Origin of the sequence: Paeniglutamicibacter quisquiliarum, assembly GCF_019084045.1 — a bacterium.
Classification (GTDB): Bacteria; Actinomycetota; Actinomycetes; order Actinomycetales; family Micrococcaceae; genus Paeniglutamicibacter; species Paeniglutamicibacter quisquiliarum.
The window spans coordinates 1-23,945 of record NZ_JAHRED010000007.1 but is presented as its reverse complement, the minus strand read 5'-3'; the positions used below and the strand labels follow the sequence as shown (position 1 = coordinate 23,945).

Annotated in this window: 20 protein-coding genes and 1 pseudogene; 13 read left to right on the top strand and 8 right to left on the bottom strand. The window is 60.4% G+C overall.

All coding sequences use genetic code 11. From position 1 onward, the window contains the following. Positions 1-8: 8 nt before the first annotated feature. A complete protein-coding gene (locus tag KRR55_RS13155) occupies positions 9-851 on the bottom strand; it encodes an alpha/beta fold hydrolase (RefSeq protein ID WP_217389550.1) in 843 nt (280 codons plus the stop codon). Between the two features lie 171 nt (positions 852-1,022). Between KRR55_RS13155 and KRR55_RS13150 the strand changes: the two genes are divergently transcribed. The 3 genes from KRR55_RS13150 to KRR55_RS13140 all read left to right on the top strand — a co-directional run bounded on the left by KRR55_RS13150 (position 1,023) and on the right by KRR55_RS13140 (position 4,467). Continuing rightward, the gene (locus tag KRR55_RS13150; RefSeq protein ID WP_217389549.1) at positions 1,023-2,150 is read left to right on the top strand and encodes an alcohol dehydrogenase catalytic domain-containing protein; all 1,128 of its coding nucleotides are present in this window, start codon (positions 1,023-1,025) and stop codon (positions 2,148-2,150) included. Positions 2,151-2,217: 67 nt separating this feature from the next. Next, positions 2,218-2,886, top strand: coding sequence for a TetR/AcrR family transcriptional regulator (locus KRR55_RS13145; protein ID WP_217389548.1), 669 nt, complete (start codon positions 2,218-2,220; stop codon positions 2,884-2,886). Between the two features lie 411 nt (positions 2,887-3,297). After that, complete coding sequence (locus tag KRR55_RS13140; RefSeq protein ID WP_217389547.1) at positions 3,298-4,467, top strand: glutamate--cysteine ligase; 1,170 nt, start codon at positions 3,298-3,300, stop codon at positions 4,465-4,467. 182 nt (positions 4,468-4,649) lie between these two features. Here KRR55_RS13140 and KRR55_RS13135 read toward each other — a convergent pair whose 3' ends face one another. Together KRR55_RS13135 and KRR55_RS13130 are read right to left on the bottom strand one after the other, a co-directional pair. Next, positions 4,650-6,113: an amino acid permease gene (locus tag KRR55_RS13135; RefSeq protein ID WP_217389546.1), complete on the bottom strand. Its 1,464-nt coding sequence runs from the start codon at positions 6,111-6,113 to the stop codon at positions 4,650-4,652. Positions 6,114-6,242: 129 nt separating this feature from the next. After that, positions 6,243-6,512: pseudogene (locus tag KRR55_RS13130) on the bottom strand (DUF1905 domain-containing protein); the annotation flags it as partial. A gap of 400 nt (positions 6,513-6,912) precedes the next feature. Between KRR55_RS13130 and KRR55_RS13125 the strand changes: the two are divergent. Next, positions 6,913-7,233, top strand: coding sequence for a nucleotide pyrophosphohydrolase (locus tag KRR55_RS13125; protein WP_217389545.1), 321 nt, complete (start codon positions 6,913-6,915; stop codon positions 7,231-7,233). 79 nt (positions 7,234-7,312) lie between these two features. Beyond that, on the top strand, positions 7,313-8,944 hold the full coding sequence (locus KRR55_RS13120; protein ID WP_336245116.1) for a DNA/RNA helicase domain-containing protein: 1,632 nt from the start codon (positions 7,313-7,315) through the stop codon (positions 8,942-8,944). Positions 8,945-9,197: 253 nt separating this feature from the next. Here KRR55_RS13120 and KRR55_RS13115 read toward each other — a convergent pair whose 3' ends face one another. Genes KRR55_RS13115 through KRR55_RS13100 form a run of 4 tightly spaced genes read right to left on the bottom strand, consistent with a single transcriptional unit; the run spans position 9,198 to position 13,421 of the window. Then, positions 9,198-10,769, bottom strand: coding sequence for an aldehyde dehydrogenase (NADP(+)) (locus tag KRR55_RS13115; RefSeq protein ID WP_217389543.1), 1,572 nt, complete (start codon positions 10,767-10,769; stop codon positions 9,198-9,200). 57 nt (positions 10,770-10,826) lie between these two features. Next, entirely contained in the window at positions 10,827-11,636 is an 810-nt protein-coding gene (locus KRR55_RS13110; protein ID WP_217389542.1) for an SDR family NAD(P)-dependent oxidoreductase, read from the bottom strand. Then, complete coding sequence (locus tag KRR55_RS13105; protein ID WP_217389541.1) at positions 11,633-12,379, bottom strand: FadR/GntR family transcriptional regulator; 747 nt, start codon at positions 12,377-12,379, stop codon at positions 11,633-11,635. The genes KRR55_RS13110 and KRR55_RS13105 overlap by 4 nt, the downstream gene beginning before the upstream one ends. A gap of 19 nt (positions 12,380-12,398) precedes the next feature. Then, positions 12,399-13,421 (bottom strand): C-terminal binding protein, encoded by a 1,023-nt coding sequence (locus KRR55_RS13100; protein WP_217389540.1) that lies wholly within the window; start codon positions 13,419-13,421, stop codon positions 12,399-12,401. A gap of 41 nt (positions 13,422-13,462) precedes the next feature. On the opposite strand from KRR55_RS13100, the gene KRR55_RS13095 reads away from it, so the two are divergent. The 8 genes from KRR55_RS13095 (at position 13,463) to KRR55_RS13060 (ending at position 21,674) form a co-directional block, all read left to right on the top strand. Then, positions 13,463-14,617: a BMP family lipoprotein gene (locus tag KRR55_RS13095; protein WP_217389539.1), complete on the top strand. Its 1,155-nt coding sequence runs from the start codon at positions 13,463-13,465 to the stop codon at positions 14,615-14,617. Further along, on the top strand, positions 14,607-16,160 hold the full coding sequence (locus KRR55_RS13090) for an ABC transporter ATP-binding protein (protein WP_217389538.1): 1,554 nt from the start codon (positions 14,607-14,609) through the stop codon (positions 16,158-16,160). Before KRR55_RS13095 ends, KRR55_RS13090 begins: the two co-directional genes overlap by 11 nt. Continuing rightward, a complete protein-coding gene (locus KRR55_RS13085) occupies positions 16,157-17,281 on the top strand; it encodes an ABC transporter permease (RefSeq protein ID WP_217389537.1) in 1,125 nt (374 codons plus the stop codon). Before KRR55_RS13090 ends, KRR55_RS13085 begins: the two co-directional genes overlap by 4 nt. Before the next feature lie 36 nt (positions 17,282-17,317). After that, positions 17,318-18,205 (top strand): ABC transporter permease, encoded by an 888-nt coding sequence (locus KRR55_RS13080; RefSeq protein ID WP_217389536.1) that lies wholly within the window; start codon positions 17,318-17,320, stop codon positions 18,203-18,205. Positions 18,206-18,207: 2 nt separating this feature from the next. Beyond that, on the top strand, positions 18,208-18,663 hold the full coding sequence (locus tag KRR55_RS13075; RefSeq protein ID WP_217389535.1) for a cytidine/deoxycytidylate deaminase family protein: 456 nt from the start codon (positions 18,208-18,210) through the stop codon (positions 18,661-18,663). Then, positions 18,663-19,112: a VOC family protein gene (locus KRR55_RS13070; RefSeq protein WP_217389534.1), complete on the top strand. Its 450-nt coding sequence runs from the start codon at positions 18,663-18,665 to the stop codon at positions 19,110-19,112. The genes KRR55_RS13075 and KRR55_RS13070 overlap by 1 nt, the downstream gene beginning before the upstream one ends. A gap of 62 nt (positions 19,113-19,174) precedes the next feature. Further along, positions 19,175-20,290 (top strand): fumarylacetoacetate hydrolase family protein, encoded by a 1,116-nt coding sequence (locus KRR55_RS13065; protein WP_254456188.1) that lies wholly within the window; start codon positions 19,175-19,177, stop codon positions 20,288-20,290. A gap of 25 nt (positions 20,291-20,315) precedes the next feature. Continuing rightward, on the top strand, positions 20,316-21,674 hold the full coding sequence (locus KRR55_RS13060; protein ID WP_217389533.1) for an NAD-dependent succinate-semialdehyde dehydrogenase: 1,359 nt from the start codon (positions 20,316-20,318) through the stop codon (positions 21,672-21,674). Between the two features lie 210 nt (positions 21,675-21,884). On the opposite strand, the gene KRR55_RS13055 is transcribed toward KRR55_RS13060, so the two are convergent. Further along, the gene (locus tag KRR55_RS13055) at positions 21,885-23,816 is read right to left on the bottom strand and encodes an SIR2 family protein (RefSeq protein WP_217389532.1); all 1,932 of its coding nucleotides are present in this window, start codon (positions 23,814-23,816) and stop codon (positions 21,885-21,887) included. Between the last annotated feature and the right edge of the window lie 129 nt (positions 23,817-23,945).

Here is a 23,945-nt window from a genome sequence, read left to right as displayed (position 1 = left end):
GTGGTGGATTAGACGAAGATGGGATCGTGCACCAGTCCCGCCGGTGTCCCCCGGGGATCCGTGATGAATTCGTTGACAATCTGAAATAGCTGGGCAGGCCGTTCGTGAACGATGGCGTGTCCGCTGTCGATCGTCGCGTAGCGGGCATCGGGAATCGCCCCGTAGAGCAACTGTGTTTGGCGGGTGGGAACCATGACGTCGTGACGTCCGGCAATGACCAGCGTCGGCGCACCAATGGAGCCCAGCACATTGCCGATATCCGCTCTGCGGTTCAGTTCCATCTGCTGTGCGATTCCCTCGGGGAATACCCTGCTGGAAACCAACTGCTCCACCTCGCCCTTACTGCGTCCGGCCAGGAAGGGTGGACCGAAGACCATAAAAGTGACGAACTCGCGAAGCAACTCGTGGTCCGTGGCAAACAGCTTGTCCCATATGCCGTTGCGCAGCAGCTGCTGATTATCCGCAGAGATCCAGCCAGCCACCAGGCTCAGGCTTCGAACCAGCTCCGGCTGGCTTGCGGCAGCAACCGAGGCCACGAGTGCCCCGAGGGAATAGCCGAGCAGATGCACGGGGGTACCGGGGACCTGTTTCTGTATGACAGCCGCGACCTGCGCGGCATAGCGCTCCAGGGTGAGGCCCTCCACCGGCGTTTGCAGGTCCAAGGCCAGCACGCGGTAGCGCGCTGCCAGCATCGGGTAGAGGGTCCGAAAATGCGTCGCCGCACTGCCGCCCGTGCCGTGAACCAGGACGATGGTTTCCCTGGTGTCCTGCGGTGCGACAGTGTCGTAGAAGGGGACCACTAGCCCGCCGATGTGGACAGTGCCCTCCTGTGCGTCTGGATGAATGTTCAAGTCTTTCGTCCTTAGTCGGTGTCGTCGATAGCGAGTGACATGCCGTGATGCGAGGCAATGTCCAGAGATTTCCGGATGAGCGGATAAAATCTTGATAGTGCACTCCGTACGGATTAGACTCCCATAAAAGCACATTCGTGACATGAAGCACAATCCCATGAAAGGCCACCAGTGAAAATAACGGGTGCAGTTCTTGAATCATCCGGCGCAAGCCGCCCCTACGCGCAGTCGCGCCCCCTGCAGATCTGCGAACTCGATCTCGCCGACCCGGGGCCAAGTGAGGTGCTTATCCGCATCGAGGCTGCGGGCATCTGCCACTCCGACCTTTCGGTGGTCAATGGTGACCGGCCTCGGCCGCTACCCATGCTGTTGGGGCATGAAGCTGCAGGAATCGTGGAAGGGATCGGCACGGAGATCTCCGACCTCAAGGTAGGGGACCGAGTCGTCACGGTGTTTCTGCCGCGCTGCGAAGAATGTGCAAACTGCAGGACCGACGGCAAGCTACCGTGCAGCACGGGCACCGCGACCAATGGCACCGGCTCATTGTTGAGCGGCACCCGTGCCATCAGGCGCAACGGCGACGAGATCCTGCACCATCTCGGGGTATCGGGCTTCGCCACCCACGCAGTGCTGGATCGAAACTCCGTGGTCCCCGTTGGTCTCGACGTTCCACCGGCCGTGGCCGCAGTTCTCGGATGTGCGGTTCTGACCGGCGGCGGTGCGGTCTTGAACGCCGGAAAGCCCCAAGAAGGCCAAGACATCATCATCGTTGGATTAGGCGGGGTTGGAATGGCGGCATTGCTCACGGCGCGCGCCATCGTTTCCACGTGGAAGACGCCGGGGCGAATAATCGGAGTCGATGCCAACCCGGACAAGCTCTCGCTTGCCCGGGAGCTGGGGGCAACACATGCGTATACCCCCAAAGAGATAGAAGATCTGGAAATCCGGGCGCAGGTCGTGATAGAGGCCGCCGGACACGCACGCGCCTTCGAAACAGCCGTGAGGATCACCGCAGCCGGTGGCACCACCGTCACCGTGGGTTTACCCGCCCCCGGCGCACTGTCTTCGATCGAACCGCTTGGTCTCACGGCCGAGGCGCGGACCATCGTGGGCTCGTATCTCGGTTCTGCCGTGCCCAGCCGGGATATACCCCTTTACGAGCAATTGTGGCGAGAGGGCAAATTACCTGTGGAAAAGCTAACCTCTTCGGTGATCACCTTGGATAAGATCAATGAAGCCATGGATTCGTTGGCCGAAGGAAAAGCCGTGCGCCAAATCATCTCCTTCGAGCAGCCGTAATGTCTAATAGGAGTGCGACGCCCAAATATTGGTACAAGCTCCAAGCGCAAAGGAAGTACTGCCAGTGATGGATACCATGGCTCTGTCTAATGAGCCCCCTCAGGATGCCCAGCTGGGGCTTCGCGAACGGTCGCGTTTGGAGCGCTTTCGGAGAATTCGTGCAGCTGCCGAGGAACTCTTCAACGAGCGAGGCTACGAACAAACCACGACGAAGGAAGTGGCCGAACGCGCCGGGGTGGGGGAGGCGACCCTATTCCGATACGTAACCACCAAACACGAATTGCTGCTATTGGTCATCGGCGAAAGCATGAACCAAGCAATCGACGCGATTGAAGCTGCCGATCAGCTCAGCGCGCCAAGTTCCCGTACAGCCGCGGACTACATCGCTCGCGTATATGCGGTCTTCGAGGAGCGCGCAAAGTTCTTCGGCGCCGACCCCGATAACGTCACCAGCTACCTGCACTACGGATTTCGGGCAGGAAGCCAGCTCGGAGCGCAAAGCATTGCGCAAGGCGATCGGATCATCGGCCTTGTTTCGTCCATCCTTGATTCTGCCGCGTCCGCGGGGTTCTTTAGGCCAGACGTGGAATCGCGGGTGGTAGCCCAAAACTGTAACGGCACCTACATCCACGAAGTCTTAAGATCCCCGGTACGCCAGTTTTCACCAGATGAATTTTGGGACCGGCTTCAAAAACGCCTACGTGTTCAAATCGAGCCGCTTTTCAGCAATTCCTAGTCACTCATCTTAGGATTGCGTTCCCCACCCCCCCGTACCAGACTGGAATATTCAACCTTGAGACTCGGTAATTAGCGCGCTATAGGGCCGGCATCTCGAGATCATTGCTGTGCAACTAACAGCGGATTTCCACAGACTCCAAAACGTTTCGGGTGGCGCCCGGGGGGTAACGGGGGGATCGGCAAAGGGGACGCCCTTGTCTATTGACCACTCCGGTATTTGTAGACCTGTTCGATGCCAATTAGCAGGACGAACTGTCCGGTTTCGGGCTCGCCCGTGTAAGTGGCGACGAGCCCGTTTACTTTTATGTCCTGGCCCGTATGGGCGAGGTTCTGGCCTGTGCACCGGGCCAGTGAAGGCCTGTCGTTAGGCGTGGCGTCCGCTGTCGCTTTCGTAGTCCACAATTAGCAGGTGCGTACCTTTGGTGTTGAAGAAGAATTCCTGATCGTGGATCCCGTCAACGGGGTCCCGCTGCCCCTGTCTGCGGAGGTGATGGGCCTCCACGGCGCAAGCTCGCGGGCGACCGGCTCTTCCTCCCGGCAGATGCTGTCCGCGGAGCTGCACCAGGAACAGATCGAGGTCATCACGCACCCGCACAGCACCCTGGAGGGTCTGGCCACGGAGATACTGGACGGGCGCGCCTACGCCGACTCGCTCGCCCAAAAGGCGGGTGCGCGGATCGTCGCCCTGGCCACCTCGCCGCTTGCGGTTTCACCCCATCCCACCAGGAACGAACGCTATGACGCACTGGTGGAGAAGTATGCCCTCACGGCTCGCGAACAGCTGACCTGTGGATTCCATGTCCACGTGTCAGTCGGCTCGGACGAGGAGGGCGTGGCCGTCCTGGATCGCATCAGGTCTTGGCTGCCCTCGCTTATGGCGTTGAGTTCGAATTCCCCGTTCTGGAACGGCCAGGACAGCGGCTACGCCAGTTACCGTACGCAGGCCTGGAATCGGTGGTCCTCGGCCGGGCCGATGGAGGTCTTCGGGTCGGCGTGGGCCTACCATGCACTGGTGGCGGACATATCGGCGACCGGGGTGGTCATCAACCCGGATTTTGACGCCCGTCTCTCCGCCCGGCACCCAACCGTCGAGATCCGGGTGTCCGATGTTTGCCTTGATCCCAGGGATACCGTCCTGATCGCGGCCTTGGTGCGGGCCTTGGTGGAGACCGCTGCCCGGGAGTGGGAGGCCGGGGCGGAACCCGACAGGGTTCCGGCCATCGTCCTGCGCCAAGGGGTCTGGATGGCCAGCCGGTGGGGGATCCGCGGCGACCTGCTGCACCCCGTAACCCACAGGCCGGACACCGCACGACACGTCATCTCGGCACTCCATGACCATGTGCGGGTTGCCTTGGACGAGTCAGGCGACGCGGACTACGTCGAGGAAGCCCTGGACAGGATCCTCGGCAACGGAACGGGTGCCGACCGGCAGCGGCAGTCCTACGAACGAAACGGGCTACTGGCAGACGTCGTCACCGACGCCATCGGCGAGACCCACCAGGAACCTGCCGATCACCAATCCCCGGGGAACGGTGCACCGAGTTGGACATGGAATCCGTTGGCCGAGGCAGTGGCATAACCGTCAGGGGCGCCTTTCTTGCCGGGGAGTACCGAAGAGCCGATGCCCGTCACTCGCCTGCACCGCCCCGAAACATGAGGGGTTGAGCGGGCGAGTGCGGAAAATGACGGCATTCAGCTGTCAGATTTTTGATCGTTAGATGCCGCGGTGGGGGATTGGTTGAAGGCATGCCCCACTGAGACCTAGGTTTCTCCGTGTGGCAGCACCACGCGTTCGTCGTGGCGCGGGCTGTCCGGATTCATGAGGGAGTGCTTGCGGCCGTAGAAGAAGTAGATGGCCAGGCCGACCACCAGCCAGACCCCGAACCTCAGCCACGTCTCCCAGTGCAGCTGCAGCATCAGGAAGCCGGAGGCCAGCACTCCGAACGCAGGGACCACCGGCATGAAGGGAAGCCGGAAGGTCCGGTGGGCGTCGGGCTTCTTGTAGCGGAAGATGATGACGGCGAGGCAGACCACCACGAAGGCCGCAAGGATGCCGATGTTGGTCAGGTCCGCGACGGCCTTGATCGGGAAGACGCCGGCCAGGAATGCGGAGGCGATGCCGGCGATCCAGGTGACGCGTTGGGGTGTGCCGTGGCGGTCGGTCTTGGAGAACCAGCCGGGGAGGAGTCCATCGCGGCTCATGGAGAACCAGACGCGGGTCACTCCCAGCAGGAAGGTCAGCATCACGGTGAGGATGGACAGGACCGCGAACACGGAGATGATCGTGGCGATGACCGGGAGCCCGACGCCGTTGAACGCGGAGGCGAAGCCGGCGGTCGGGTCGATGTCCCGGTAGTTCTGCATGCCGGTCAGCACCAGCGTTGCCGCCACGTAGAGCAGCATGGCGATGATGAGGGAGAGGATGATGGCCTTGGGCATGTGCTTCTTGCCGTCGGTGGATTCCTCGGCGGCGGTGCTCATGGCGTCGTAGCCGAAGACCGCGAAGAACACTGTCGCGGCGCCGGCGACGACGGATCCGAATCCGCTGGGCATGAACGGGTTGTAGTTCCCGGTGTTGATGTAGAAGATGCCCAGGCCGATGATGAACAGGATCAACACGACCTTGATCGCGACGGCCACCAGCTCGAAGCGCCCGAAGGTCCGGGTGCCGCGGGAGAGGATCCAGGTCACCAGGACGCAGACGACGATGGCGGGGATGTTGACGATGCCGCCTCGGCCCTCGTCGGCGGTGGAGGCTGCCCAGTCGGGCAGGTCGATGCCGATGCCGGCGAGGAAGGCGTCGAAGTAGCCGGAGATGCCGATGGCCACCACCGCCACGATGGCGATGTACTCCAGCAAAAGGTCCCAGCCGATGAACCAGCCGATGATCTCCCCGAGGGCGACGTAGCCGTAGGTATAGGCGGAGCCGGCACGGGGGATCATGCCGGCGAATTCCGCGTAGGACAGGGCCGCCGCCGCCGAAGCCAGGCCGGCGATCAGGAAGGAGAACAGGACGGCGGGGCCGACCCCGGGTTCGGTGCCGCTGCCGTGGGCCACCAGGCCGGCCAGGGAGAAGATGCCGACGCCGATGATGCCTCCGACGCCGATCGCGGTCAATTGCCACAGTCCGAGGGACTTGTGCAGGCCGCTGTGTTTGTTCTCTTCCTCGATTTCGTCGATCGGCTTCCGCCGCATGATTGACTGCGATTTGTCTTTGCCGTTCATGAGGGACTCCTGCGTTGACGTGTCCAGCATTTCGGCCGCCTCGTGACGCAAGCGGTCTCGTCAACCCAGTATGTGATCCGGTCAGCCAATTTTGAAGACCTGCAAAGCATGTGGTCCGAACGGGATAGATCAGTCGACGCCGTTGAAACCCAGCCGCAGGCTCACGGTGTCTCCCCCGTCGACCCTTTCCCGGGCGAGAACTGCGGCCGTGAGCGGGACCGCGTACGAGCCGTCCTTCGGGAACAGTGCGGTCATCCTCCCTGTGCCGCCGATCCGGGCCGCCACCGGGACCATGCCCCAGTCGTAGCTGACGACCTCGGCGGTATCGCGCACTTCTGCGCACAATTCGTCGGGCACGGACAAGAAGTAGAACGGCGAAGGTCCTCGCCAATGCCGGACTTCGCCGGCGAAGTCGAGTCCATCGGTACAGCAGTACGCCGCGCCACGGCCAGCAGTGCAGGGAGTTCGCTGCTCGCTGCCGGCGCTTCAGCGGCCTCGACAGGAATGATGTCGAGTCTCCGACGCCGACACTGCAGCAGATTCCAGCTCTCACGAGTGCTGATATCGGCATTTTTGCCGCCCTTCGGCCGAACGCGTGGCTGGGGACGGCCCGTTGCCACGCCAGCTCCACCTGCCCACAGCGCCGCGCTCTGGGCTCACACCCCGGCACCGAGGGCGACGGAACCACGATCCCCGGATACCCATGATTAAATTGATACGATTTCAGTGGCATCGGTGGTGGTCGAGACTGCATTTGCCGAGCCCCAGAGCTGACTTTTGAACATGCTACGGTGAAACTATGTCGAGTGAATCCATCATGCCCACACTTCGAGAATTCGTTATCGAACGCGATTGGGGCCAGTTTCATAGCGCTGCAAATCTGGCAAAGTCCATTTCGATAGAATCGGGCGAACTTCTCGAGTGCTTCCAGTGGAATGATGAAGCCCACATCGATCATGTAAAGGCAGAACTAGCGGACGTCCTAACCTATGCTTATTTGCTAGCTGACCGAATTGGTGTTGACCCGAACGAAATAATCTTGGAAAAGCTACAAGAGACTCGAAGCAAATACCCAGTCGAGAAGGCGCGAGGCCGGAGCACCAAGTATGACCGACTTTAAGGTCGAACACCTCCGATTTACAGCTTCTGCGGCCCGTGAGATGAGGACGCTCGGAGATAGATTCACTAATTGGCCAGTGGTGTATACGCTCAACAACGCAACGAAGATTTATGTCGGTGAGACCCTCAACGCCTCGGCCCGCATGAACCAACACCAGGCTTCTGCTGAAAAGGCAGATCTCACGTCCTTGCGAGTCGTTGTGAACGAAACATTCAACAAGTCTGCATGCCTTGATCTTGAGTCTTTCCTGATTCGGCTATTTGCGGGCGAGGGTCGTTACCAAGTGCTCAATCGCAATGAAGGTGTCACCGAACGGGATTACTACGATCGCGATGAATATAGGAAGACGTTTCAGGAAGTATTTGAAGACCTTCGATCCGAAGGATTATTCCAGCGGACAATACCGCAAATTGAAAACAGCGACCTATTCAAGTTCTCACCGTTCAAGGCGCTCAACCATGATCAAGCAACAGCAGTGGAAGATATTCTTGAGGGACTATTTAGCGATATCGAGAGCGGATCATCGGGAACCATCGTCGTTCAAGGTGACCCTGGGACGGGCAAGACCATTGTCGCCATTTACATGATGAAACTACTGCGGGATATCCAGAATTCTGAGCCAGCTGAAGACTTCGACAGTGACTCGCTGTTTTCGGATTTCTTCCTTGATGGACATCGCGAACTCCTGCAAGGATTCCGGATCGGACTCGTCGTCCCTCAACAGTCACTACGTGATTCAATACGTAAGGTCTTCAAGAAGACGCCGCTACTTGCTCCCGAAATGGTGTTGAGCCCTTTTGATTTGGGAGCGATCGAGGGAAAATACGATCTTCTCATCGTTGACGAATCGCATCGGCTTAACCAGAGAGCCAATCAACCGTCCGGACCGCAAAATAAGAAGTTTCGGGAAATCAACGAAAAACTCTTCGGCTCCGATCGCCTTTCATATACGCAGCTTGATTGGATACGTGAGAAGAGCACGCACCAGGTTCTGCTTGTAGATTCTGCGCAGAGCGTCCGCCCTGCCGATCTACCGGAAAACGTGCTGAAATCCCTCATCGACAACTCTAAGCTCGATGCGCGCTACTACCGGTTGTTTTCCCAAATGCGAGTTAGGGGAGGGGCCGACTACGTGGACTATGTTCGAGCGGTCCTTTCGCCAGCGCCCCCGGTGCCAACTCGTTTTGGCGACTACGATCTTCGGTTCTTTGATGACATCCGAATCATGGCCGATGAGATTTCAGCACGGGAATCGGAAAGCCAACTCGCACGTCTCGTTGCTGGTTATGCATGGGAATGGAAATCTCGGAACGACGCGACTGCGTTTGACATCGAAATCGATGGATCAGAGTTTCGCTGGAACCAGACCCAGAAAGACTGGATCAATACAGCTGGCTCAATCAACGAAGTTGGTTCCATCCACACTGTGCAAGGATATGACCTCAATTATGCCGGTGTGATTATCGGGCCAGACCTCAGATTCGATCCAGTGGAACAACGGATATACATCCATCGAGCAAGCTATTTCGATAAGAAGGGGAAAGAGAACAATCCGAAGCTGGGGATTACCTACTCTGATAATGATCTCCTGCGCTACATCACGAACGTCTACGCAGTGCTCATGACCAGAGGAATTCTTGGCACGTACGTGTACGTGTGCGATAGACCGCTTCGTGAATACTTGAGGGGCTACCTGTCAGAGACCAAGTAATCGTTGTCCGCGGCGATGCGCAGGTTTCTCGGGTCTCTAAAATCATCAACATGTCGATGTCATATGTGCGATTATCGGCGGTTGGAGTGCGGGAATCCTGAAAATTCGGATTCCTGCAGCAATCGTGATGGGGAGGGATCTGGCCAGATGGTGAGCCTGGATAAGAAAATGTCGTACGCCAAGGAAGACAAATACCTTGGCGTACGACATTTTATCAATTCATACGGTTCACCAACATGCGCGAGAAATTGGTTTAGCTCTGCAGCGAACCGTCAACGCGTCGTGGCAGTCCCCAGGGATTGGCATCCTGTAGCGCTTCCGGCAACAGGTTCGATGGGATGTTCTGGTAGCTCACCGGTCGCTGAAAACGATATATGGCCAGTGATCCCACTGACGTAGTTCGGGAATCGGAGGTTGCAGGGAACGGACCGCCGTGCACCATCGAGTCGTTGACCTCCACCCCGGTGGGCCAGCCGTTGAAGAGGATCCTTCCGACCTTGCGTTCCAGAACTGGCATGATGGCTTGGACTTCCGAGGAATCTTCCTCGACTGCGTGCACCGTTGCAGTCAGTTGGCCCTGCAGAGTCTCCAGCGCAAAGACCAGGTCTGGTTCGTCCCGGTACTGCACTACCAGCGCTGCGGATCCGAAGATTTCCTCCTGCAGATCCGGAACGCTCCGGAAGGTATCGGTGTCGGTGAGGAACAACGCCGGTGCCGGTGCGTTCCGGCCCGGCAGTTCCTTTCCTGCGGAAACGGCCGTGATCCCCGGGGTTTCGGCTAGCCGGACGACCCCTTCGAAGTATGAACCACAGATGCCGGTGGTCAGCATGGTCTGCCCGTCGGTGGAAGCCAGTGTGCTGCCTGCCGCGTCGACAAAGCCCGAATCCTTGGCGGGAACGAAGATCAGTCCGGGATTGGTGCAGAATTGGCCCGATCCCATGGTCAGCGACGAAACGAAACCGGCCGCGAGGTCCTGAGCACCGGTTGAGAGAGCGCCGGGAAAGATCACTACGGGGTTGATGCTGGACATTTCAGCATAGACGGGAATCGGTTCCGGACGTGCTGCAGCGGTCTTCATGAGAGCAATTCCCGCTCCGCGCGATCCGGTGAAGCCAACGGCCTTGATTCGGTGGTGGGCCACCAGTCGTTGCCCCACGCTGGAACCGGCCCCGAAGAGCTGCGAGAAGACCCCGGCGGGCATTCCCGCTTCGGTTGCGGCCAGGGTGACGGCCTGGCCAACCAGCGCCGCGGTGCCGGGGTGGGCATTGTGGGCCTTGACGACGACGGGACATCCCGCAGCCAATGCGGAGGCGGTGTCGCCGCCCGCAGTAGAGAATGCCAAGGGGAAGTTACTTGCCCCGAAGACGGCGACCGGGCCCAGCGGGATTTGTCGCTGGCGCAGGTCTGGTGAGGGTGCTGGTAACCGGTCTGGTTGGGCGGTGTTAATGCGGATTTCTTGGTGCGCACCGATGCGCAGTTCTGCGGCGAAGGCCCGCAGCTGTCCGGTGGTTCGCCCCAGTTCTCCGGTCAGGCGCCCTTGAGGTAACCCGGTTTCCAGTCCGGCCCGTTCCACAATGCGATCCTTGTCGGCTTCAATGTACTGGGCGATGAGTTCAAGGAATGCAGCGCGCTGCTCGGGCGAAGTGCTGCGGTAAATGTCAAAGGCCTGCCAGGCGGCTTCCGCTGCTTGGTCCACGGCGGCCTCGTCAACGAAGGTAAATGTGGGGTCCAGGCTTTCCCCGGTGGCCGGGTTGATGCCCCGCACCTGTCCTGCGTTGCCGGTAACGGGCTGTCCCGCAATGATTGAACTAGCGACCAACGTCATGGTTCTCCTCTTGTGGTTCTTGTAATGTTCGTGTGCCGACTGGCTGCCGAGCGGTTTTCAGGCTCCCAGCCAGCCGCCGTCGACATTCATCAGCTGCCCGGTGATATAGCTCGAAGCGTCGGAGAGCAGGAAGACCGCCATGCCGCCCAGATCGGACGGGTCGCCCAAGCGACGCATGGGAATCCTGCCCATGATCCGCGCGTGTTGCTCAGGTTGTGCCAGCAGGTCTTCGGTGAGCTTTGTCCGGAAGTAGCCCGGCCCGATGACATTGGCCCGGATGCCGTCCGCGGCCCATTCGGCCGACAGCGAGCGGGCGACGCCGACGATCCCCGTCTTCGTTGCGACATACGGTGCGATACGCGGCAACCCGATGCTGCTGTTGAGGGAGCCGATGAAGACGTGCGAGCCCCCACGCTTTTCCTGCTTCTGCAGCCGGGCAATGGCAGCGCTCAGGAAGAACGGTGCCTGCAGGTTCATTGTCTGGACAAAGTTCCAGTCCTCCGGGGTTATATCCACGGCATCCTTGCGCAACTGCACGCCTGCTGCATGGATCACTCCGTCGATCGGCCCGTTCTCTGCCGCAGCACGGACCAGCTCGTCAATCCCGGCCACGTCCGACAGGTCTGCGGGCAAAATGGCGCATTTCCCGCCATGTTCCGCTGCCAGTTCTGCCGTCTGGGCCAGTTCGTCGGCCGAACGGGAGATCGCAGTGACGCGTCCGCCGCAGGCCGCCACCGACAAGGCCATTCCCTGTCCCAGACCGCGGCCGGCTCCGGTGACGAGGATGTGCTTTCCTGCCAGGCTGAAGCTGCTGGGCAGGCAAGCTAGCGTGTCGTTTGCCTGCTGTTCTTTACTTGCCGTGTTCATGGGTTGTCTTTCTTGGTTGTCGTGAGGTGTTCGCTGGCGGCGAGGACGCGCTCCAGGTGGGCGCGGGCCATTGCCGCCGCCTTGCTACCATCGCGGGCAAAGATTGCCTCGGCGATGGCCGTGTGTTCGTTCATGGTCGCGTGTTGCTCGGCAACATAACCCAAACTGGTCTTGTAGGTCTTGCGCAGGTATTCGTTGATTGGCTCGACACTATGAACAAAGAATGGGTTGGCGGATGCCAACGCAATGGCTCGGTGGAACGCGAGGTCCCATTCCAACGCCATTTGCTGGTCAGTGCCGGCGGTGTTGTAGCCTGCGAGGGCTTCCCTGATCCGCGCTTTGTCCTCATCCGTATGGTTCAGTGCGGCCAGCTCGGTCATTCCGACTTCCATCACCAGACGCATCTCCATGAGCTGGCGGAAGGTTCCGCCGGTAAGCTCGAGCATGAGCGCGTACTGTCGAGAAATACCGGACCCATCGAAGTGTGCAACAACCATGCCGCGTCCCGGACGGATATCCACCAACCCGCGTTCGTCCAGAATCCGGCCGGCTTCGCGGATCACGGACCGGCTGACACCGTAGTGCTCAGCGAGTACCGGTTCCGTTTCCAGTCGGTCATCCGGTTTCAGGCCCCGGCCAATAAGGTCGGCGGTGATCTGATCGGCGACTTGCTCCGAGAGCCTGTTGCGTTTCGGACGGGGCGTTGAAAGCAACCCCATGGTTGTCTGGTTTTCATTGCGCATGATTCAAGTGTCCTAGTTCCTAGGCGATCTGGCAGCGTAGCGGTTGGCCACTGAGAGCGCGCCCGGCTTCTTCGCTGGCCAAACGCTGCAGGTTTGCCAATGAATCATCGTCGTAGAAGGCGGCATGCGGCGTCAGCACGACCTGCGGGAACCCGCGTAGCGGCGAGTCTGCCGGCAGCGGTTCCGGATCGGTGACGTCCAGGGCAGCACCGGCCACGCGTCCGTTGCGTACCGCTTCGGCCAAGGCACCCAAATCAACCAAGGGCCCCCGCGCGGTGTTCACCACGACGCTTCCGGGCTGCATCCTGGCCAGGAATTCGCGTCCGACCAGATGATGGTTTTCCGGAGTGCTGGGTGCGTGCAGCGACACGGCGTGGGCTTGTTCGGCGAGCTCTTCGAGGCTGACGGAAGTGACGTTTAGCCGGGTGAAGACCTCGGGGCTGCAGTATGGGTCGAAGGCGACAAAGCGGAAGCCAAAGGGTTCGAGTCGGCGATGTACGGCTTGGGCGATGCGCCCCAGTCCCACCAGTCCAATGGTGGCGGACCTGAATCCCCGAAGCCGCCCGACCTCGGCGGGCTTGGCCCAACCGTTGGTCTTGATCAGGGCGTCATACACCGGCAGTCGCCGCAGGAGGGACAACAGGCTGGAGGCGGCGTGATCCGCAACGGTCTCCACTCCATAGTCGGGAACGTTGGCTACCGCCACGCCCAATTCCCGTGCGGCGTCGATGTCCACATTGTCGTATCCGATTCCGTAGCGAATTATGGTCGCGCCGGGTTTGAACCGGGCCAGGACTTCGCGAGTCATGGGTGCGAAATTCACGAAAGCGACATCCGCATCCTGGATGGCCTGGATAGTTTCATCTTTTTCGACACAGGAGAAGCATTCGAACTCCGCGCCGTACTTGGCCGAGACTGCCTTTTCAAATTCCACATCACGGAATGCGTGGTCCGTTACCACTACTCGCTGACTCATTGGCTGGTATCCCATCCGGCGGACCCTAGGGACCGCGTTCGTTGGTTGGTCGAAGAAATATTGCATTGATCTCTTGTTCAGATCATATGATGATTATATGTTAGACCATGACGGACATCACAAGCCCGGCTGGAATTCATCTGCCAGCAGTTTTTTGTGGTTCCATATCCCGCAGCCAACCGGCTCGGAAAAACTCGCAACTCGCACACATACTTAAGGCGGCGCACAGCATGGCATCGATTCCCACCATCGCTCCCTTCTCCAAGAAATCGGTCTTCTCGGTCTTGACCCTGGGTCTTGGACTCACCCTCACGCTCAGCGCATGTGGAGGGCAGGCTCCGACCTCCACGGCGGCAGACGAGTCAGGCCTGAAGGTGGGCATTTTCGTAGACAACGCCTTCGGAGATGGGGACTTCTTCGACCAGGCCGGCGTTGCCGTTGAAACGCTCGAGTCCGATTTCGGTGCGACGGTGAAGACCTACGAGGGCCAGCTTCAGGCACAGAACTTTGCGCCGCTGTTGCAGGATGCCGCCGATGCGAACGACCTGGTCTTTGTCCTTGGCTTCGAAGCCATCGATGCGATGAGCGGTGTTGCAGAGCGCAACACGGACACCACCTTCGTCTTCGTCGATGGCAAGGTAGACAGCCCAGAGGCGCTATCCGCCGAGTTCCGCACGGCCGAGGGCTGTTTCATGGCCGGGGCGCTTGCAGCAGTGGTCGGCGAAGAAGCCTCTGCATCGTCGACCGGATTCATCGGCGGCGTCAATGCCCCGGTTGTGAAGAACTGCGAGGACGGTTTTACCGCCGGGGCGGCCAACATCGCACCGGATATGAAGGTGCTCGCGCAGTATGTCGGATCCTTCACCGATCCGAGCAAGGGTCGGGAAGTTGCCCTGGGACTCGAGACCCGCGGGGCACGCAGCGTCTTCGCCTACGCCGGCCTGTCCGGCGCGGGTGCATTCGACGCCGCCAAATCCGGCAGTGATATTGCCCCCATCGGCATTGTGGCAGACAAGAGCGCCCTCGCCCCGGGCAAAGTCCCCGGCAGCCTGATCATGCGAGTGGACAAGGTCATCACCTCCATGACTCAGGACTTCACCGACGGCAAACTGACGCACGGCGAACAGCGCAGCTACGGCTTCGCCGAAGGCGGCTGGGAAATGCTCTACGACAACAAGCTGGTCGCCGCAGACAGCGTCCAGCAGCTCGAAGCGCTTCAAGCGGATCTGGTCAGTGGTGTGGTGAACCTCGATGCCAAGTAGCGGAGTACAAGATACCCAGCCCGTTCTGGAGCTGCGGGGCATCACCAAGATCTTCGGGCCGGTGGTGGCCAACAAGGACGTTGATTTCGATCTCAAAGCGGGGGAAATCCACGCTCTGGTGGGCGAGAACGGTGCGGGCAAGACCACTTTGATGCGCATCCTGTACGGGATGTACCAACCCGATGGCGGCACCATCGTCATGGACGGGAGGCCCGTCGGATTCAAGAAACCCATGGATGCCATCAACCACGGGATCGGCATGGTGCACCAGCACTTCATGCTCGTACCGGGGTTCACTGTGGCCGAAAACGTCACCCTTGGAGCGGAGCCCCGGCGCAACGGGTTCTTCGATCATGCAGCAGCCAACGATTCCCTGGTCGAACCCATGAAACGTCTTGGAATCAGTCTTGATCCGGAGACGGTCACGGGGACGCTGAACGTGGCCACCCAGCAGAAACTTGAGATCATCAAGGTTCTCTACCGGGGTGCGAAGATCATAATCCTGGACGAGCCCACCGCGGTCCTCACCCCGCAGGAAACGGAGGAACTCTTCGTCCTGCTCAAGACGCTGGCGAACGACGGCTCCTCCGTCATCTTCATTTCCCACAAGCTCCGCGAGGTGTTTGCGGTGGCCGACAGGATCACCGTGTTGCGCAACGGCCAGACCATCCAAACCTTCAACGCTGCGCAGACCGATGCGGCCAGCGTTGTCGCTGCCATGACGGGGCGCACCGATGTGAATCTGGGCCGGGTGGAACGCACCGAGCCCACGGACGGGACGGTGCTGGAAGTCAAAGGCCTGGAAACCGGGAAACACGGTGCGGATGCGGCCTTGAAATCGATCTCCTTCAGCGTCCGTCCGGGTGAAGTCTTGGGCATCGCGGGTGTTGAAGGCAACGGCCAGAGCACCCTCGCAGAGACGCTGATCGGCATCCAGCCCCTGGATGCGGGCTTCATCCGTCTCCGGGATGTCGAGCTCGGAGGCCTCAACGTCGCCGAACGACGCTCCAAGGGTCTTTCCTACGTCGCCGAAGACCGGCACCTGGAAGGGATCCCACTGAACGGAACGGTGCTGGAAGGCATCAGCGCCGGCCTCATCCGGCGGGATTCCTCCCCGGTAGGCCTGGGGTTGGCGTTCCCCCGCACCGTGCGCCATTGGTCCACCCACATGATCAAAAAGTACAGCATCAAGACCTCGGGACCCGGGGCCAAATGCAGCACGCTCTCCGGTGGCAACCAGCAAAAAATCGTCATGGCCCGCGAGCTCGAAGACAAGCCGGATTGCATCATCCTCGCCCAGCCAACCCGCGGCGTGGATCTCGGCGCCATCGAATTCCTTTACAACCAGGTGGCCGAGGCCACCGCGGCCGGTTGCGCGGTGGTCCTCATCTCCGCCGACATGGACGAAATCTTGCGGCTTTCCGATCGCGTGTTGGTGATGTACGGCGGGTCAATCGTCGCCGAGCAACAGACCGATGCGACCAGTCGGGAAGAACTGGGCATGTACATGGTGGGCGCACAGACAATGAAGGTGGGTAAATGAGCATGAATACACCGCTGAAGACTGTTCCACAGTCCAAGCACAGCGAAGTACATTCAACCGCATCGTTCGCCCGTTCGCTGGCAAAACGAATAGGTCCGGGGGTCTTCACGCTGGCCGTGGGCCTGGTGCTGGCCGTCACGTTGATCCAAGCCCAGGGCTACCAGCCGTTACCGACCATCCTCGCCGGCCTTGACTATGCCATTGGGGATGCCCCCAGCATCGCCAGAACCCTCGCGTGGGGGCTGCCATTGTTCGTGGCCACCATGGGCGTTGCGCTGGCATATCGCTCCGGAATGTTCAACATCGGCGCCGAGGGCCAGATCTATGCCGGAGCCATGGCCGCGGCGCTGACCGGCGCGTACATCGGCCCCATGTTCACCGGGCTGCACCTGTTCCTGTGCTTGGCCGTCTCCGCGCTCACCGGCGGGGCAGTAGCCGCAGGCCTGGGTTGGCTGCGTGCCGTGTGGAACGTCGATGAAGTGCTCTCCACCCTGCTGTCTAACTACATCATCATGCTCTTCTGCGCCTACTTGGCCACCGCCCCGCTGCGGGACCCCGCACGACAAAGCGGAACCACCAAGGCCGTGCATGAAACCGCGATGTTCAGCGAGCTCATCCCGCAGACGCAACTGACCTCCGCGCTGTTCGTGGTCATCGTTCTGTGCGCCGCCACGTGGTGGCTCAGCGAACGCTCCGTCACGGGCTACCGTTGGCGGATGACCGGGGAAAGCTCGGCTTTCGCCGCCGCCGTGGGCATCAACGTCCGCCGTTCACGCATTGGTTCCATGACAGTGAGCGGGGCGTTGTGCGGAATCGCCGGCGCCCTTCTGGTGACCGCATCCCAGGGCCGTTTCTGGACAGAGATTGGCACCGGCATCGGCTGGGACGCCGTGCTTTTGGCCATGATTGCTAGGGCCAGGCCGCTCTCCGCCGTCGTCTGGGTTCTGGTATACAGCGTCATGCGTTCTGCAGCACGGGGTATCGAGCAGGTCTCTACCGTCCCCTCGGAACTGTCCCTCATCCTCATCTCCGGCATCATCATTGCTGCAACTGCACGAGCAGGACTGTTCTCCCGCGTAGCCGAGCTGAAAAAAATCCTCATTCGTTCGGAAGGTAAGTAACCAATGGAACTGCTTGATTCCTTTCTAGGATCCGGGATGCGGCTGACAACGCCGATCCTTCTGGCCGCCTTGGCATGCCTGCCCACGCAATGGACCAAGGACCTCAACGTCGGGCTGGAAGGCGCCATGCTCTTCGGCGCCTTCGGCGGCGTGGTTTTCGGTTTGACCTTCGGCTCCGGATTTGCGGCCGTCACCCTGACCATTGTCGCCGGAGCGCTCAGCGGCGTGGTTTTCGGCTGGCTGATTACCCGGCTGAAAGTCAACGTGTTCATCGCCGGGATCGTGCTGAACATCTTTGCCGGAGCCGCGACTGTCTACCTGCTGCGATCATTGTTTGGCGTCAAGGGCACCCTCAGCGCCCCGGGCATTCCGTCTCTCCCCACCTACCGGATTCCGCTCATCGACGGGATCCCGGTACTGGGACCGCTGCTGTCGGGACACACGGTGCTCACCTACCTGAGCTGGGCGATCGTGGCCGGGGCCCTATTCGCGGTCAAACACACCGTACTGGTGCGCCACCTCAAGGCAGCCGGCGAACACCCCGCGGCATTGGCCGCGGCTGGTGGAAACGTGCAGCGCATGAGGATCCTGGCGCAGGTTTGGTGCTTTTCCTTGTGCGCGCTGGCCGGCGCCCAGCTGAGCATTGGCCAGTTGACCCTGTTCACCGAGGGAATGACCAACGGCCTGGGCTTCGTTGCGCTGGCCGCCGTAATCTTCTGCCGCGGACGCGTCTTGCTGCTGACCCTCATGAGCGTTGTCTTCGGCCTGGCATCCGCCGTCGCCATTCAGGTCAACGATTCGGTCATACCGCCGCAAATCGCACAGATGCTCCCGTACCTGATCGCCTTCGTGGGCCTGGTTGTTCTGGCCCGTACGTCCAAGGACGGCGGAGTCAGAATCGCCACCCCGACGATGGAGTCCTAGACATGCACATAGAAGAACTGAACCCCAGCGACGTCGAGCTTTTCGACCAGGTTAAGGAATTGCTGTTGGCCCGCCACGACCCGGTCAAACATGTTGTCGCTGCCGGGGTAAGAACAGTTTCGGGCGAGATCTACCTGGGCCTGCACCTTGGTTCCCGACGCGTGAACGTATGCGCCGAGTCATCCGCCATCGCCAACGCGGAAATGGCTGGAGACCACCAGATCGACACCATGGTGGCACTGTGCCTGGACGACGACGGACGGGCCATTGTCACCAACCCGTGCGGCGTTTGCCGCGAACTCATGGGCACGTATTGTCTGGACGCCAAGGTGGTCATCGATTACAACGGTGCCGTCCGCAAGCTCCCGGCCCCGGCTCTCATGCCACAACGCTGGCTCTTCCCGCATGAAAACAACTGGATCGTGGAAGACCCCATAGCCGCAAAGGAATCGAACTAATGCAAAAACCAACCATCACCGACATTTGCCTCATCACCCGTGATCTAGACCGTTCGATCGAGTTCTACACGGAGAAGCTTGGCTACACCCTTAAGCACCGGATGCCGGGCTTTGCGGACTTCGCCGGGCCAGGTGTCATCCTGGCCCTCTGGGATGCCGAACACATCCAGAAGACCACAGGCGTGGTGTCCCAGCGTGAAGAACCACAGGGCCACAACGTCATGCTGGCCGTCAAGCTTGATTCTCCCGAAGACATCGACCGCATGCACGATGACCTGGTGGCCCGCTCCGTTGACTTCTACGACGCACCGGCAGACTATCCCTGGAACGCGCGCTGTCTCTACCTTGCGGGCCCCTGCGGGGAACTCTGGGAGTTCTTTGCCTGGTACGACGGTGGAGAACCGGGCGCGATCAATGCGTCCTCCGCCCAGAAGCCGGTGTCACTCTAATGAACGAGGAAAAAATGGAACTCTTGGTATCCGATCTGCTGCCGCTGGATGCGGAAAAGGCATTGCTGGTCGGCCGCGTCTTTGATCCGGCTGTCGGCGGCCCCTGCGTCGTGGTCGTCGTTGGGGACCAGGCCGTGGACATCTCCGCGGTGGAACCCACGGTTTCGACCCTGTTGGAACGCGATGATGTCTTGGACGCCGTCAAACAGGATCTCAGTGGGCGGCGCTGGAATCTCCAGGACCTCGTCAATGCTTCGGCCGCGAGCGATTCCACCCAGGCCCACCTGATTTCCCCGATCGATCTCCAGGCGATCAAGGCAGCAGGCGTTACCTTTGTGGAAAGCATGCTGGAGCGCGTCATCGAGGAACGCGCCCAGGGGGATTCCTCCAAGGCCCTGGCCATCCGCGAGCGTCTCTCCGCTGCCATTGGTGGCGCGATTTCTTCGGTCAAGCCGGGCTCACCGGAGGCCGCGCAGGTCAAAGAGATCCTGCAGTCCGAAGGACTCTGGTCCCAGTATCTTGAAGTTGGAATCGGCCCGGACCCCGAAATCTTCAGCAAGTCCCAAGTCTTGTCCTCCGTGGGCACCGCCACCGACATCGGTGTACTATCTCGTTCCACTTGGAACAATCCTGAACCCGAGGTCGTCCTTGCGGTTCGCTCGGATGGTCGGGCAGTCGGTGCGACGCTCGGCAACGACGTTAACCTGCGCGATTTTGAAGGCCGCAGCGCGTTGTTGCTGACCGAAGCGAAGGACAACAACCGTTCCTGTGCCATTGGCCCGTTCATCCGGTTGTTCGATGATTCCTTCTCCATGGACGACGTACGCGAACTGGACATCGCGCTCCAGGTTACCGGCCCCGACGGGTTCGACATGGACGGCACGAGCTCGATGAAAAAGATCAGCCGCGATCCCGAAGAACTCATTTCCCACGCCCATGGCAAGCACCACCAGTACCCGGACGGTTTCGTGCTTTTCACCGGAACGCTGTTCTCACCGACACAGGACCGGCACGCGCCGGGTGCTGGTTTCACCCACGAAGTCGGCGATGTGGTTTCGATTTCCAACCCCAAACTGGGCATGCTGCGCAATACCGTCAAGCACGCCGAAGAGGCCGAACCATGGACCCAGGGGATTTGGGCTTTTGCCCGCAACCTGAGCGCCCGCGGCCTGCTCTAAAACATCCAAAGGAAGGTTATTTACCATGTACCAAGTTACCAACCCTGCCACCGGTGAGCTCCTCGCCGAGTACCCCATGGCCACCGACGCCGAGATCGCCAATGCGGTCGGCCGCGCCCACGAGGCCTACCTCTCGTGGCGCGAGACTCCCATCACCGAGCGCGCCCGCCTGGTCAAGCGCGCTGCAGAGATCTTCGGTGAGCGCGCCGAGGAGCTCTCCGCGATCATTACACGCGAAATGGGCAAGCGGATCGATGAGAGCCGGGGCGAATTGCAGATCGTCCAGGAAATCTTCACCTACTACGCAGAGAACGGCCCCACGCTGGTCGCCGATGAGGCGCTGGCCATCCAGGGCGGAAACGCCGTGGTCCAGAAGCGTCCAATCGGTGCCTTGATCGGCATCATGCCGTGGAACTACCCCTACTACCAGGTAGCCCGCTTTGCGGCGCCGAACTTGGTGCTTGGCAATACCATCATCCTCAAGCATGCCCGCAACTGCCCGGAATCGGCGGCGGCGATCGAGTCGGTCCTGCACGATGCCGGCATTCCTGCAGACGCCTACATCAATGTCTATGCTTCGGCCGAACAAATTGCCTCGATGCTTGCAGATCCCCGGGTCCAAGGCGTTTCGCTGACCGGCAGCGAGCGGGCAGGCTCGGCCGTTGCCATGGAGGCGGGACGAAACCTCAAGAAGGTAGTCTTGGAACTCGGTGGGTCGGATCCGCTGGTGCTGCTCGATAGCTCGGATCTGGACAAGACCGTCGGGATCGCCGTCGACGCCCGCATGGGAAACAACGGCCAGGCCTGCAACGCACCGAAGCGGATGATCGTCATGGACGGGATGTACGACGAATTCGTGGCCAAGATGACCGAGCGCATGTCCGCCTTCGAACCCGGTGACCCGGCGGACCCCAGCACCACATTGGCTCCGCTCTCCTCGCAGGCAGCCGCTGACGAGCTGGTAGAACAGATCGCCGATGCAGTTGCCAAGGGTGCGACACTCCACACCGGAGGCACACACATTCAGGGACCAGGTGCGTTCGTGGCGCCCGCGGTACTGACAGGTGTCACCAAGGATATGGACGCCTACTATGGGGAACTTTTCGGCCCTGCAGTAGTCATCTATCGTGCCACCAGCGAGGAAGAAGCCATCGAACTGGCCAACGACACGGTCTACGGCCTGGGGTCGGGCGTGTTCAGCGACGATCTTGAGCGTGCCCGCCGCGTAGGTGAGCGTATCGAGGCAGGAATGGTCTACATCAACGCTGCGGGCGGCTCCCAAGCCGATCTGCCGTTCGGGGGTATCAAACGCTCAGGTGTAGGCCGCGAGCTGGGTCCCCTCGGCATGGAAGAATTCATGAACAAAAAAATTGTTCGACTCTAAAAGGCTAACGACCAGCATCTAGAAGCGTTGAGTAAAACGGCGGGTGGTGCCCTTCTTCATGAAGGGCACCACCCGCCGTTGTGCTCAGGCACCAAATCTTCAAGGGTCCTTCTCGATTCCAGAAGTGCGGTTATCGGCGAAAGTTGGTGGGCTGAACGCACGGAAGCCCCTCGGAACCGGCAGACATGTCCTGCCGCAGCAGGGCTCGTGTCAGGCTTCGTCTAACCAAACATCCCGGGAACGGCTAACTAGTGATCCGCCTTGATGCGCGGCATACGCTATCCGGTGGGCTGCCACACTAAGGGCGTCTAAGACTTCAATAAGATCGTTGGACTCGTAGGGTAGCAACTTGCTTACATGGATTGGATGGTCGTTGCCGGCTGTCGTAAGTTCGTTTGATAGTTCCACCGCCGCACAAGCGCGGAATCGTTGCGTGTGCTCGTCATGCCAGACACGAACATGAGGCGTACGTAGCGGAACATGATCGGCGAAGGCACCCTGCCTTCTGCCGAGCTCCTGCCTTGATTGTCTCAAAGACGCGCTGGCATCGTCGTGGACGTCGGCGTCGCTTTGGGCTTCAGCCTCGCGGTACTTTGCCGCTGCTGACTCTTTGTTCTTGCGGGCCAGGCGAAGACTGGCCAAGGACCGGTCTGCGACTGGGATGCGAGGAATGGCATGGATGGTCCTCATGACTTCAAAGCGTTCCCAGCTGGATTCGAACGTGGAGGATCCCACCACGAGGTGTTCCACGAAGAGCGTGCGCAGCTGGCCAAACATGCGCCGGCTGGCCGCAGCAAATCCCGGGTACAGCCACATAGGGTCAAGCAAGACAGTGGCTGGTTCGCCGCGGCCACCCGTCGTTTGGATGTGCATTTCAAACAAATTCCGCAGGATCTCGTATCTGCCGGAGGCTGTCGCTCCGATGCCCGCGGCATAAAACAGCCGGCCCACCACCAGATTGTGAAGCTCAAGCACGTCCGTTGTTCCACCTGCAGAGGGGCCCTTACCGAAGGCCGCGATCTCACCCAACCACCACTGATCGGTTCCTTCGTCACCCCAGTAGGCCGTCGCGGCGACAAGGCCCTCCAGCACACGGCAGGCGTCCTCAAGACGCTCCACCATCCCCTTATGCCCCCCCGGTCCGGCAGTACCTGTGTAGCTCTGAACAAGATCGGCGTGGTTGCGCAGGGTGTCTGCTTCGCGTTTGATCGTGTCGTGCAGCCCGATTGCCGTGTAACGGCCAGCCAGCTCTCTCTTGGCAGATGCCACCGCCGTAGCCACCGTAAGTGGATGGCGAGAGTTGGCTCGATCCCGGAGTGCCAGATAGCTGTCGTGGAGGGCTCCCAGGGCATCGTCTGCCGTCGCCTTCACAATCGTCGATCCCAAATGTCCGGCCAGGTCGGCGGCTTCGCCGGCGAGGGTTCCCGGTTCGATCCAAAAGGGGACATAGATCCGGCGAAAAGTGCGGCGCATTGCTCGTACCAAAACCGGATCGTACTGGGCAGACCAACCAACTATGAGGAGCCCGAAGTCCTCGAAGATTCGATCCAGGAAGGTCTCGGTCTCGGGAGTGTATTCGCTGAGTTCGGTGACGGTGTTCCGCATTTCACCGGGGTAGGTGTAGTCACCGTGAAGGTGGACCAGAAGGGCCCCTACTGTGTGCAGCGGCGGGATCCCACTGATCTCGCTTTGGCCATGGACAATGGTCGGCGTGATTCCCTGCTCCCGGAGCGCCGTTTCCATGAGGTTGTCGAAGTTAAGTGTCAGGATGACGCGTATCGCACCGTCGGCAACCATGCGGGCGATGGCACGGTGGGCTGCTGTCGGCCCTTTCGTGTTGGCTTCTCGTTCCTCGACTGTGGGCTCGAAGTATCCCTTCAAGAGTTCCTGTCGTGCCATTTGCGTAGGTGCCAGGTGCTCCAGAAGATGCTCGTAGGTAGGCTCCTCGCCGAACTCCGCCCGGAACCAAGCCAGACGCGCATTGTCATCGAACCCGGTCATGTCGACTTCCTTTGCCGCGCCGATCTGCTCGATGAGGTCATGGAGCACTCGCCAAGCCGATGGCACGCCACTGGCGACGGACACGCCGGCGCCGAGGATGACAGCGTAGGCGCCGGGGGCGGTATTGAGCGAGAATGCCAAGCTCAACATTTTGTCGGCGGTCGAAGGTTCATTGGAAGCTGACATACGGCTCCTTCTGTCGGGCGCAATACTGCGCAATTATGGCGAAGGACCGGTCAAATGGTCCCAGAAAACCATCCCGCCAACTCG